Here is a 13019-nt window from a genome sequence, read left to right as displayed (position 1 = left end):
AATGGAAAAGAAAATTGGCAATCTCTTCAAGGGCGATAAAGGTATATGGACGGTGTTCCTGTTCCTTTGTCTTATCAGCATCGTCGAGGTGTTCTCTGCCTCGAGTACGCTGACCTATAAAACCCATAACTATATGATGCCGTTGATTTATCACACGGCGATGATTCTTGTGGGTGTGGGCGTGGCTATCATCACGCTGAATATCCCATGCAGATATTTCAAGCTGCTGACGCCTTTGATGCTGGTTCTTACCTATGCCACTCTGTTGTGGGTATTGATAGGTGGTGAGAGTATCAATGGTGCCAACCGCGTTATCCAATTGCCTGGATTCACGTTCCAACCTTCAGAGATTGCCAAGGGAACGATGGTCTTGACGGCTGCGCAGATTCTCAGTGCGATGCAGCGCGAGGACGAGAGTGGTGCAGATCCCACTGCCATGAAGTATGTGCTTTGGTTGGTGGTACCAGCTACGATGTTGATTGGTCTTGAGAACCTGTCAACGGCAGTATTGCTCTTCAGTGTTATCTTTGTCATGATGTTTATTGCCCGTGTTCCATTGAGACAGATGGGTAAGTTGACGGGTGTACTTGTTTTGCTTGTTGCTATATTCCTAGGACTGGTGTTCTGGATGGCCAAATTAGATAAGGAAGGCCAGGAACTGGAACAGGCTCAGGCTAACGGACAGACAGAACAGGTGGTAAAGAGTTCGGAGAAAAAAGACAGATCTGGATGGGAAAAGTTGACCCACCGTTTCTGGACTTGGAAGAACCGTATTGCAGGTAAGGAAGACAAGAATGTTCCTGCCGAGGAGTACAAGGTGACCGATAAGAACTTCCAGGTGACTCATGCCAACTTTGCCATTGCGTCATCAGGTATCATCGGTAAAGGACCCGGTAACTCTGTGGAGCGTGATTATCTGCCACAGGCTTTCTCCGATTTTATCTATGCGATTATCATTGAAGAGATGGGACTGGTTGGTGCTATAGCCGTGGTGTTCCTATATGTCATCCTCTTGTTCAGGGCTGCGCGTATAGCCAGTAGATGTGAGAATAACTTCCCTGCTTTTCTTGTGATGGGACTGACGTTGCTGCTGGTGTTCCAGGCAGTCATCAATATGTGTGTGGCTGTTGACTTTGGTATCGTCACCGGTCAGCCGTTGCCTCTCGTCTCGAAAGGTGGTACATCGACGATTGTGAACTGTGCCTATATTGGCGTCATCTTGAGTGTCAGCCGTAGTGCAAAACGTAAAGACCAGTCTGTAAAAACTGCAGAAGTATGAAAGAATTAAGAGTAGTAATTAGTGGTGGTGGCACAGGAGGTCATATATTCCCTGCCGTGTCTATTGCAAATGCTGTACGCGAGTTGCGTCCAGATGCTAAGATATTGTTTGTTGGTGCCGAGGGTCGTATGGAGATGCAGCGAGTACCGCAGGCAGGCTATGAGATTGTCGGCCTTCCTATTCGTGGATTCCTGCGTCCGTTGTGGAAACCGGGAAACATCGGCGTGGCTTTGGATTATCTGAAAAGTAAGCGAATGGCCAAGAAGCTGCTACGTGAATTTAAGCCTCAGGTTGCTGTGGGTGTAGGCGGCTATGCCAGTAGTGCGGCTTTGGGTGCTGCCAATAGTCTGGGTATTCCTACCTTGTTGCAGGAACAGAATGGATATGCTGGACTGGCTAATAAGAAACTGGCTTCCAAGGCTGCAAAGATCTGTGTGGCATACGAAGGAATGGAACGTTTCTTCCCCAAGGATAAGATTATGATGACAGGCAATCCTGTTCGCCAGTCATTGCTGGATACGAAAATAACCCGTGAAGAAGCACTTCAGTCGTTTGGCTTGCAGGCCGACAAGAGAACAGTTCTCCTGGTAGGAGGTAGTCTGGGTGCACGTACAATCAACGAGAGTGTGTTGCAACACTTGGATGAGATTCGTCATTCTGGTGTTCAGTTTATCTGGCAGACAGGAAAATATTATAGTGCACAGATTGCTGAGAAACTGGAACAGGAGGGCTGTCCTGAGAACCTTGTGGTGAGCGATTTTATTGCAGACATGGGTGCTGCCTATCGTGCCGCCGACCTGGTTATCAGCAGGGCAGGCGCCAGCAGTATCTCTGAGTTTTGCCTGATAGGAAAGGCCGTTATACTGGTGCCAAGTCCTAATGTTGCAGAAGATCATCAGACCAAGAATGCAATGGCGTTGGTGAAGAATGGCGCTGCCTTGTGCGTCAAGGATAATGAGGCTGCCGAGAAGCTGATTCCAATGGCTGTTGACGTGGTGAATGATGCTGCATTATTGGAGTCATTAAGTGAGAATGTGCTGAAGATGGGCTATCCCAACTCAGCAAAAGTTATAGCTAAAGAAGTATTAAAACTCGCAGGAGCAGAGTAAAATAAGAAAATGGAAGCAAAGGATATAAAAGCTGTATATTTCGTTGGTGCCGGTGGTATAGGTATGAGTGCACTGGTACGTTATTTCATTCATCGTGGCCTGATTGTAGCAGGTTATGATAAAACACCTTCGGATCTGACCCGTCGTCTGGAGAAGGAGGGCGCCTTGATTCATTATGAGGAAAACGTGGATTTGATTCCTCATGCATGTAAGGACAAGGAACATTGCCTGGTGGTTTATACCCCAGCTATCCCGGCAGAGCATCAGGAGTTGTGCTATTTCCGCGAGAATGGTTTTGAAATACAGAAACGTGCGCAGGTGCTGGGTACACTGACCCGTCAGATGAAAGGACTTTGTGTGGCAGGAACTCACGGTAAGACAACAACGTCAAGCATGTGTGCACATATCATGCACCAGAGTCATCTGGATTGTAATGCTTTCCTAGGTGGTATCACCAAAAACTATGGTACCAATTATATTGTCTCTGATTCGGAATATGTGGTGATCGAGGCCGATGAGTTCGACCGTTCTTTCCATTGGCTGTCACCTTGGATGACGGTTATCACATCGACAGACCCTGATCATCTGGATATCTATGGTACAAAGGAGGCTTATCTGGAGAGTTTCCGTCATTACACAGAGTTGATCCAGCCTGGTGGTGCCCTGATTATTCACCGCGACTTGGAGATGAAGGAGCACTTGCAGGATGGTGTGAAGCGTTATGACTATTCTCTTAACGAGGGTGACTTCCATGCTGAGAATATCAAGATAGAGAATGGTGAGATTACGTTCGACTTTATCTCTCCTGTCGAGAATGTGTTGAATGTGCAACTGGGTCAGCCTATTCCTATCAATATTGAAAATGGTATTGCTGCGATGGCAATGGCACAACTCAATGGCTGTACGGCAGAGGAGTTGCGTTATGGTATGCAGACCTATGGAGGAGTAGACCGCCGTTTTGATTTTAAGATCAAGACCGATAAGCTGGTGTTCCTCTCAGACTATGCTCACCATCCCAAAGAAATCTATCAGAGTGCGCGTAGCATTCGTGAACTATATAAAGATCGTCATATCACGGCTATCTTTCAACCCCATCTCTATACACGTACCCGCGATTTCTACCAGGATTTCGCTGATGCGCTGAGTCAGTTGGATGAAGTGATTCTGACAGAGATCTATCCTGCCCGTGAATTGCCTATAGAAGGCGTTACTTCACAGCTGATCTACGATCGTCTGGCCCCTGGGGTTAAGAAGCAGCTCATCAACAAGGATGACGTGCTGTCCTTCATCAAGAGCCGTTCGTTCGATGTCCTTATCGTACTTGGTGCCGGTGACCTGGATAACCAGGTTCCACAGATGGCCAAGGTGTTGCAGAGTAATAAAAACTAAAATGCTCTTATCGTGGAATAGTTGATGAACTGGAAGAAAATTGCATTTGGTACCTTGAATATTGTGCTGGGCGTATATCTCGTCCTGGCCATGACGGCGTTTAATAAGCCGGATGCCGGACGTGTGTGCCGGGATATTCGTATCAACATAGAGAAAAGTGTCGTTGAAGGATTCCTCAGTGAGGCCGATATTAAGTTCATGCTCAATCATGATGCTATCAGCCCTATTGGTCAGTCGATGGAGAAGATAAATCTCCGACAGATAGAGGAGACGCTGCAGTCTAAGGAACTGATAGAAGACGTGCAGTGCTATAAAGGGCAGAATGGCTTGGTATGTATCGATGTCCGTCAGCGTATTCCTGTGGTCAGGGTTATGAATGACCAAGGAGAGGACTTTTATGTGGATAATCATGGAAAGCCAATGCCCAGTACAGACTATTCCTGTAATCTGATTATAGCGACTGGTCACATCAATAAACTATATGCAGAGAAAAGACTGGTGCCAATGGCCAATATCATTCTCTCCAACCCGTTCTGGAAGAATCAGATTGTTCAGTTGAATGTGCTGACTGACGGTTCGGTGGAGATTGTGCCTCGTGTGGGTGGGCATATTGCCTATATCGGTCAGCCGGATGGTGTGGAAAAGAAGTTGGAGCGCCTGCAAAAATTCTATCGTTATGGTCTAATGCAGGCTGGCTGGAATAAATATTCTCGTGTCAGCGTTGAGTTTGATAATCAGATAGTGTGTAAAAGAAAATAAAAGATAATATATTATGGCTGAAATTAAGGATTTTATCGTTGCAATTGAACTCGGTTCATCCAAGGTGACGGGTATTGCCGGACAGAAAAAGCCCGATGGCAGCATCAGTGTCCTGGCACTGGTGCGGGAAGATTCGTCCTCATTCATCCGCAAGGGTGTTGTTTACAACATTGACAAGACTGCTCAGTGTCTGACATCTATCGTCAAGAAACTGGAAACACAGCTGAAGACACGTATCACTCAGGTATTCGTGGGTGTCGGTGGCCAGTCTATTCGCAGTGTCAAGAACACTATTGTGAAGGATTTCCCTGGTGATTGTATTATCACACAGGAGATGGTGGTGGAACTGATGGATGCCAACTGGGGGCTTGATTATCCTGACAAGAAGATTCTGGATGTTGCCGAGCAAGAGTATCGTGTTGATACGCAGTTGCAGATGGATCCTGTGGGTATCCGTGCCAATCACCTCGAAGGTAATTTCCTGAATATCCTTGAACGTACATCGTTCTTCCAGAACCTGAACAAATGTTTTGAGGCAGCCAATATTAAGGTTGCAGATATGTATCTGGCTCCTCTGGCATTGGCAAATGTGGTGTTGACAGAGGCTGAGAAGCGTTCTGGATGTGCACTGGTTGATATCGGTGCCGACACGACAACAGTATCTGTATTCTGGAAGAATGTGCTCCGTCATCTGGTCGTTATTCCTTTGGGCTCCAACAATGTCACGAAGGATATTGCCTCACTTCAGATGGAGGAGAGTGATGCCGAGAAGATGAAACTGAATTATGGTTCTGCCTATACGGATAATAATGATATTGATCCTGAGATGAAATACTCTATCGATTCTGACCGTCAGATAGAAGCTCGTCGCTTCATTGAGATTGTCGAGGCTCGCGTGGAGGAGATTATCGAGAATGTCCGTTATCAGATTCCTGCTGAATACTACGATAAACTGCTGGGTGGCATCATCCTGACTGGTGGCGGCGCAAACATGAAGAATATTGAGGTTGCTTTCACGAAGTACACTCATGTTGATAAAATCCGTGTTGCTAAGTTTGTTACTGCAACAGTTAATTCCAGCATCGAGCAGATCAGGTCTCACAACGGTATGTATAACACCGTACTCGGTCTGCTGATAAAGGGTGATATCAACTGCGCAGGCAGGGATATTGATCCTAATGGAAATCTGTTTGATGAGGAGGAACATGAGGAGCAGGTTGCTCCGGAACGCAGACCGCGTCAAATTCATGAGATTGAGACCGGTACTATCCGTACGGCTCAGGAAGAAGAACGTGCTGCCGAGGAGGCTCGTCGTAAGAAAGAAGCTGAAGAAGCTGCCGAAGAGGAGATGAGACGTTTGCAGGAAGAAGAGCAACGTCGCTTGAAGAAGGAGAACAGCTGGTTCAACAAATTCAAGAAAGGTCTCACTAAGTTCGGCAAGGACATTGTCAGCGAGGAATAATTCAATATTCAACCTTCAAAAAAGTAACTCATATGGAAGATTTCAATAAAACAAACGATATTCTCGATTTCGGCGTTCCCGAAGAGAAACACAGCATCATTAAGGTCATCGGCGTTGGTGGCGGTGGTGGTAATGCTGTCAATCATATGTATAAAGAAGGTATCCACGACGTGACCTTCGTAGTGTGCAATACGGATAATCAGGCCCTGAATGATTCTCCCGTGCCTGTTAAGCTGCAGTTGGGTAGTGAGGGCCTTGGTGCCGGTAACCGTCCTGAAAAGGCACGCGCAGCAGCTGAGGAAAGCATTAATGATATCCATAACATGCTGAATGATGGTACCCGTATGGCCTTTATTACCGCAGGTATGGGCGGTGGTACAGGTACTGGTGCGGCTCCTGTCATTGCCCGCGTGTCAAAGGAGATGGATATCCTTACCGTGGGTATCGTTACCATTCCTTTCCGCTTTGAGGGAAATAAAAAGATTGACCAGGCTCTTGACGGTGTTGAGGAGATGTCAAAGCACGTGGATGCCTTGCTTGTTATTAATAATGAACGTTTGCGCGAGATATATCCTGACCTGTCGTTCCTCGATGCTTTCGGAAAAGCTGATGATACGCTGTCTGTGGCAGCAAAGTCTATTGCGGAGATTATCACCCTCCACGGTACGATGAACCTTGACTTCAATGATGTGAAGACCGTACTCCAGGATGGTGGCGTGGCTATCATGTCTACGGGTTATGGCGAAGGTGAGGATCGTGTGAAGAAGGCTATTGACGATGCCCTTAATTCTCCGTTGCTTAACGATAATGACATCTTCAATTCAAAGAAGATTCTGCTGAATATCTCGTTCTCACACCAGAAGGATTCTAAGGATAATTTCATGATGGAGGAGATGAACTATGTTCATGAGTTCATGGATCGCTTTGGCAATGACTTCGTGTTCAAATGGGGTGTTGCTGTTGATCCGGAACTGGGCAAACGCGTCAAGGTTACCATTCTTGCAACAGGTTTCGGCATGCAGGATGTGGACGGTATGGAAGAGCGACTGCTTCGTCAGCAGACCAAGGAAGATGCAAACAGACTGGCAGAAGAACAGGAACGTACAGCCAAGCGTGAAGAACGACGCGGACATTACTATGGTGACAGTGATTCTGCAAGGATTCATAAGCGTCGTCCCAATATCTATATCTTCGGTCCTGAAGATTTAGATAATGATGATGTTATCTCTGCAGTGGAACAGACGCCTACTTATAAGCGTACACGTGAAATTCTGGCTAGCATTGGTAATCAGAATGTTGTAGAAGAAATACAGCGTCCGGAAACGCCAGAGACACAGCAGGGCGTAATCAGTTTTGTTTAAAAAAATCTCTTATTTATTTGGCTAGTCGCTCTGAAAAGTGTATCTTTGCATCCGAAAGTACCCGAATGAGTGTATAACCTAAAATTATTCATAGAGATAATATCTGTTTAAAATGAAAAATGTACCAGTAGTTAAGGTTGGAATCGTCGCTGTAAGCCGCGACTGTTTCCCCGAGTCATTGGCTGTTAACCGTCGTAAGGCTGTTATCGCCGAGTATGAAAAAAAGTTTGGAAAGGATGGCATCTATGAGTGCCCCATCTGTATCGTAGAGAGCGAGATTCACGCTAAGCAGGCTCTCGAGGATGTGCAGAAAGCTGGTTGTAATGCCCTCTGTGTATATCTTGGCAACTTCGGTCCTGAGATTTCTGAGACCATGATTGCTGACTGGTTCCAAGGCCCCACCATGTTCTGCGCTGCTGCTGAGGAGACTCAGAACGACCTGATCGACGGTCGTGGCGATGCTTACTGCGGAATGCTGAACGCTAGTCAGGCTCTGAGCCTGCGTAAGACCCGTGCTTATATTCCTGAGGAGCCTGTTGGCGACGCAGGTGAGTGCGCAGAGATGATTCATGAGTTCCTGCCCATCGCACGTGCTATCATCGGTCTGCAGAACCTGAAGATTATCAGCTTCGGTCCTCGTCCAAACAACTTCCTGGCTTGTAATGCTCCTATCCGTGCCCTCTATGATCTCGACGTTGAGATCGAGGAGAACTCAGAGCTCGACCTGCTCGAGGCTTTCCAGAAGCACCAGGGTGACCCACGTATCGACGACGTGGTGAAGGATATGGCTGCCGAGTTGGGCACTGGCAATAAGATACCTTCAGTTCTGCCTAAGCTGGCTCAGTATGAGCTGACTCTCACCGACTGGATCGAGGCTCACAAGGGCTCACGTCAGTTTGTTGCTATGGCTAACAAGTGCTGGCCTGCATTCCAGACCATGTTCGGTTTCGTACCTTGCTACGTTAACAGCCGTCTCACAGGTCGTGGTATCCCCGTAGCTTGTGAGGTTGATATTTATGGCGCTCTGTCTGAGTACATTGGTACTTGCATCACTGAGGACGCTGTAACCCTGCTCGACATCAACAACTCTGTACCTAAGGATATGTACGAGGAGAGCATCAAGGGTAAGAAGTTTGAGTGCGATACCTATACAGAGAAGGAAATCTTCATGGGCTTCCACTGTGGTAACACCGCTTCTTCTAAGGTTTGCAACTGTCAGATGTGCTTCCAGCGCATTATGGCCCGCGCTCTGCCTGTAGAGGTAACTAACGGTACACTTGAGGGTGACCTGACTCCTGGTAAGGCTACAATCTATCGTTTGCAGTCAACAGCCGATACGAAGCTCCGTGCTTATATCGCTCAGGGCGAGATTATTCCTGTGGCTACTCGCTCATTCGGTTCTATCGGTATCTTCGGTATCAAGAACATGAGCCGCTTCTACCGTCACGTGCTCATCGAGAAGCACTACCCACACCACGCAGCTGTGATGTTCGAGCACGCTGGTAAGTACCTGTGGGAGGTTCTGAAGTACATGGGTATCCCCGTTGAGGAGATTGACTACAACTTCCCCAAGGGTGACTACTATCCCACAGAGAATCCTTTCGCATAAGCGATAGAACGGAAGTTCTGTAAAAATAATTATAGCAATCTGTCAAAAAATCGTTGACAGATTGCTTTTTTTTATTTATATGTCGTACCTTTGTAGGCGAAAACTTAAAAACAGGTAAACTGATGAATCAGCTACTAAGATTTTCTGTTACAATATACATACTCGTATTATCGTTTACGAATGCAAGGGCACAGCATATTCCCACTGTAACGTGGGATAGTCAGAGCCTCCTCATTGATGGACACCGTGTATGTCCTGTGATGGGCGAGATACACTATTCGCGCATTCCTGTCAATGAATGGGCTGACGAAGTCAGGAAGATGAAAGAGGGTGGTGTCACTATTATTGCCACCTACCTGTTTTGGAATCATATAGAAGAGCAGGAAGGTATCTTCCGCTGGGATGGACAGCGCTCGTTGCGCAACTTCCTGGAAGTGTGTAAGAAGGAGCAGATGCCAGTTGTCCTGCGCTTGGGACCGTTTTGTCATGGCGAGGTACGTAATGGTGGCATTCCAGACTGGGTCTTTGCTAAAGGCTGTAAGTTACGTGAACAGAATCCAGTATTTCTGGGCTTAGTCGAAACACTCTATCGTCAGATCTTTACACAGGTGCAGGGCTTGCAGTGGAAAGATGGCGGCCCGGTCATTGCGGCACAGTTTGATAATGAGTATCATGGACGCGGTGAGTACCTGATGGCCCTTAAACAGATAGCTCTGAAGATAGGCTTCGATTTGCCGTTTTATACCCGTACTGGATGGCCGGAGCTGCGCACGCCAGTACCCTTTGGTGAGATGCTTCCCCTTTATGGTGACTATGCCGATGGCTTCTGGGATAAGGAGGTGACTGAAGGCTGTGGTAATTATTATAAGGCCTTTAATTTCAAAGGCTTCCGTTCTTCTACAGCCATAGGCACCGACCTCTTAGGAAAGCAAGAGGAGAAACTCAATGAGGGTGATGAGCAATATCCCTATTTCACCTGTGAACTTGGAGGTGGAATGGCTACCGCTTATCATCGTCGTCCGTACGTCTATCCTGAGGATGCTTACTCCATGGCATTAGTAAAACTGGGTAGTGGTTCAAACCTCTTGGGATACTATATGTATCATGGCGGTACGAATCCAGAGGGACTCCTCCACACGATGAATGAATGTCAGACATCGCCTGGTACGGCCAATAATGACCTACCTGTGATGACCTACGACTTCCAGGCTCCTTTGGGCGAGTTCGGACAGACCTATCCCCAGTATTATATGTTGCGTCCCCTTCATCTCTTCATGCATGACTGGGGTGAGACTCTGGCACCTATGGAGGCTTCTTTCCCTGCTCCACAGGATCTGAAGAAAGGTGAGGATACCCAGTTGCGCTGGGCTATAAGAAGTGCAAAGGGAGAGGATGCTTCTGCCTTTATCTTCGTTAATAACTACGAACGTTTCCATAACCTCTCTGCCAAGAAAAATGTGCAGTTGGAAGCATGTGGCGTAAAACTGCCTAAGTTGACTGTTCCAAGTGGCTGTATGGCAATCTTCCCTGTCAATGTTGACGGTATCCGTTATGCTACGGCGCAACTCGTGGCCCGTCGTGACGGAAAAGTCTATATGATGCAGGTTCCTGGCATCCCCTCAACAATCTGTATGACAAATGGCAAGACGCTGAAGAATGTCAGACCGCGTGGCACCAGGAACCCCATTTACGATAATATCTATCTGATCACGAAGGCTGAGGCTGAACGTCTTTTCCTGTCTGAAGAGGAAGAGACAAAGAGTATCGCTCTAGCTGCTGAAAAGGTGAAGGAGGCAGGCCCTTTGCGTACGATTGTGAAGGGTAGGGCTAAGGTGGCTGAGGCACCATCCGAACAGGATTGGCAGCAAGCTGCAGTCTATAGGATACAGATACCGGCTCCTGACAAAGCTGGGGTAGGGGCATCACTTCTTTCCATCTCCTATCGTGGCGACTGTGCCCGCTTATATGCCAACGGTCATTTGATAGCCGATAATTTCTATTATGGCCGTCCGTTCCTTTATGGTCTGTGGCGCTTGCCTGAGAATTGTTCCCAACTGGAATTGCACATACTCCCTTTACAGCCGGACGCTCCCATCTATCTGCCCCGTGAGGCTGATAAGACGGCAGGTGAACAGGTTTACAATGTCGAAATCATCCAGAAGAAGGATATTTAATGACGAAACATTTGGCAGTCTGACCTATTTTGAGTACTTTTGCACCAACAAATAAAATGGGTTATTATGCAGATAAACAGCCATCTTTCCCGATTGGTGTATGATGTGGCTGCCAAGTATGGCGACCGCGAGGCGCTGATTTACAAGAACTTCAGTGGTAAAGAGTGGAAATCATGCTCGTGGAATCAGTTCTCGGGCATTGTAAAACAAGTGTCTAATGCCATGTTGGCTTTAGGCGTAAATGTGCAGGAAAATCTGGGTGTATTCTCTCAGAACTCTGTACAATATCTATTCACAGATTTTGGCGCATGGGGCATTCGTGCCGTAACCATACCTTTCTATGCTACCAGTAGTGAGCAGCAGATACAGTTTATGGTTAATGACGCAAAGATTCGCTTCCTTTTTGTGGGTGAGCAGGAGCAGTTCGACAAGGCACGTCGTGTATTCCCCACCTGTCGTTCCTTGGAACGTATCATCGTGTTCGACTCAGCAGTAAAACTGCCTGAAGGTGACCCAACCGTGATGTCATTCACAGACTTCCTGAAACTGGGCGAGGGTCTGACTCGTCAGACCGAGGTAGAGCAGCGCCAGCAGGACGCTACGATGGATGATATTGCCAATATTCTTTATACCAGTGGCACAACGGGTGACTCCAAGGGTGTTATTCTTTCTATGGGACAGTTCCATGCAGCCATGGAAGCAAACCATAAGGATGTGCCTGTTGACGAGAACGACCGTGTGATGAATTTCCTGCCATTCACGCATATCTTTGAGCGTGGCTGGGCTTTGCTTTGTATCTCCGTTGGTGCTCGCCTGATTGTGAATACCTATCCACAGGAGGTTCAGAAGTCTATGCGTGAGCAGCATCCTACGTGTATGTCCAGCGTGCCCCGTTTCTGGGAGAAGGTGTATCATGGCGTGCAAGAGAAGATAGAGGCCAGTGGTACCGTACAGCGCAAGCTCTTCAGGCATGCGCTTGAGGTAGGTCGCAAGCATAATATTGAGTATCTGGCAGCAGGCAAGCAGCCTCCTATGGCACTGCACTTGGAGTATGAGTTGCTCAATAAGACCGTATTCTCATTGGTGCGTAAGGAACTGGGACTTGAGAATGCTCATTTCTTCCCCACGGCAGGCGCAACCGTAGCTTCTCACGTAGAGGAGTTTGTCCATAGCATTGGCCTGAACATGGTTGTAGGCTATGGCTTGACAGAGTCGCTGGCTACCGTCTCGTGCGACCACCTAGGAAAGCCGTTCCAGGTGGGTTCTGTGGGCTTCCCCATCCAGGGCATCGATATCAAGATTAGTGAAGAGGGAGAGATACTTCTGAAGGGCCCCACCATTACCCGAGGCTATTATAACCGTGATGATATCACTGCCCAGTCGTTCACGGCTGATGGCTATTTCAAGACAGGAGACTCTGGTTACCTCAAGGATGGCGAACTCTTCCTGAAGGACCGTATCAAGGACCTCTTCAAAACGTCAAACGGAAAATATATCGCTCCGCAGATGATTGAGTCAAAACTCCTGGTTGACAAGTATATCGACCAGATAGCCATCATTGCCGACCAGCGTAAGTTTGTCTCTGCGCTCATTGTGCCCGAGTATAAGTTACTGGAGGAATATGCGCGTACCCACGATATTGCTTTCAATAGTCGTGAGGACCTTTGCAAGGATAAGCGTATTATCCGTATGCTCAGCGAGCGTATTGAGACCTTGCAGCAGCAGTTGGCTCATTACGAACAGGTGAAGCGATTCACGTTGCTCCCCAAGGGCTTCTCCATGGAGCGTGGAGAACTGACAAACACGCTGAAAATCAAGCGTCGCGTACTCAACGAGAACTACAAGGCTGAGATTGATAAAATGTACGAGGAATAAAG

The 13019-nt window shown here is 47.5% G+C and carries 9 protein-coding genes; all 9 read left to right on the top strand.

Annotation, left to right across the window (positions count from 1 at the left end):
• Position 1 precedes the first annotated feature (1 nt).
• The 9 genes from L6466_RS12575 (at position 2) to L6466_RS12535 (ending at position 13017) form a co-directional block, all read left to right on the top strand.
• The gene (locus L6466_RS12575) at positions 2 to 1279 is read left to right on the top strand and encodes an FtsW/RodA/SpoVE family cell cycle protein (RefSeq protein ID WP_091851094.1); all 1278 of its coding nucleotides are present in this window, start codon (positions 2 to 4) and stop codon (positions 1277 to 1279) included.
• Positions 1276 to 2388: an undecaprenyldiphospho-muramoylpentapeptide beta-N-acetylglucosaminyltransferase gene (murG, locus tag L6466_RS12570; protein WP_091818794.1), complete on the top strand. Its 1113-nt coding sequence runs from the start codon at positions 1276 to 1278 to the stop codon at positions 2386 to 2388. The genes L6466_RS12575 and murG overlap by 4 nt, the downstream gene beginning before the upstream one ends.
• Before the next feature lie 9 nt (positions 2389 to 2397).
• Positions 2398 to 3777: a UDP-N-acetylmuramate--L-alanine ligase gene (gene murC, locus L6466_RS12565; protein ID WP_091818795.1), complete on the top strand. Its 1380-nt coding sequence runs from the start codon at positions 2398 to 2400 to the stop codon at positions 3775 to 3777.
• Between the two features lie 24 nt (positions 3778 to 3801).
• Entirely contained in the window at positions 3802 to 4536 is a 735-nt protein-coding gene (locus L6466_RS12560) for a cell division protein FtsQ/DivIB (protein WP_237802677.1), read from the top strand.
• Between the two features lie 22 nt (positions 4537 to 4558).
• Positions 4559 to 5998 (top strand): cell division protein FtsA, encoded by a 1440-nt coding sequence (gene ftsA, locus L6466_RS12555; protein WP_237796629.1) that lies wholly within the window; start codon positions 4559 to 4561, stop codon positions 5996 to 5998.
• A gap of 32 nt (positions 5999 to 6030) precedes the next feature.
• The gene (gene ftsZ, locus L6466_RS12550; RefSeq protein ID WP_091818797.1) at positions 6031 to 7359 is read left to right on the top strand and encodes a cell division protein FtsZ; all 1329 of its coding nucleotides are present in this window, start codon (positions 6031 to 6033) and stop codon (positions 7357 to 7359) included.
• Positions 7360 to 7471: 112 nt separating this feature from the next.
• On the top strand, positions 7472 to 8968 hold the full coding sequence (locus L6466_RS12545; protein ID WP_091818798.1) for an L-fucose/L-arabinose isomerase family protein: 1497 nt from the start codon (positions 7472 to 7474) through the stop codon (positions 8966 to 8968).
• A gap of 122 nt (positions 8969 to 9090) precedes the next feature.
• Positions 9091 to 11142 (top strand): beta-galactosidase, encoded by a 2052-nt coding sequence (locus tag L6466_RS12540; RefSeq protein WP_237802678.1) that lies wholly within the window; start codon positions 9091 to 9093, stop codon positions 11140 to 11142.
• 66 nt (positions 11143 to 11208) lie between these two features.
• A complete protein-coding gene (locus L6466_RS12535; protein ID WP_237802679.1) occupies positions 11209 to 13017 on the top strand; it encodes an AMP-dependent synthetase/ligase in 1809 nt (602 codons plus the stop codon).
• Positions 13018 to 13019: the final 2 nt, after the last annotated feature.

Source organism: Prevotella communis (genome assembly GCF_022024175.1).
GTDB classification, from domain to species: domain Bacteria; phylum Bacteroidota; class Bacteroidia; order Bacteroidales; family Bacteroidaceae; genus Prevotella; species Prevotella communis.
This window is presented reverse-complemented; position numbering and strand designations above follow the sequence as displayed.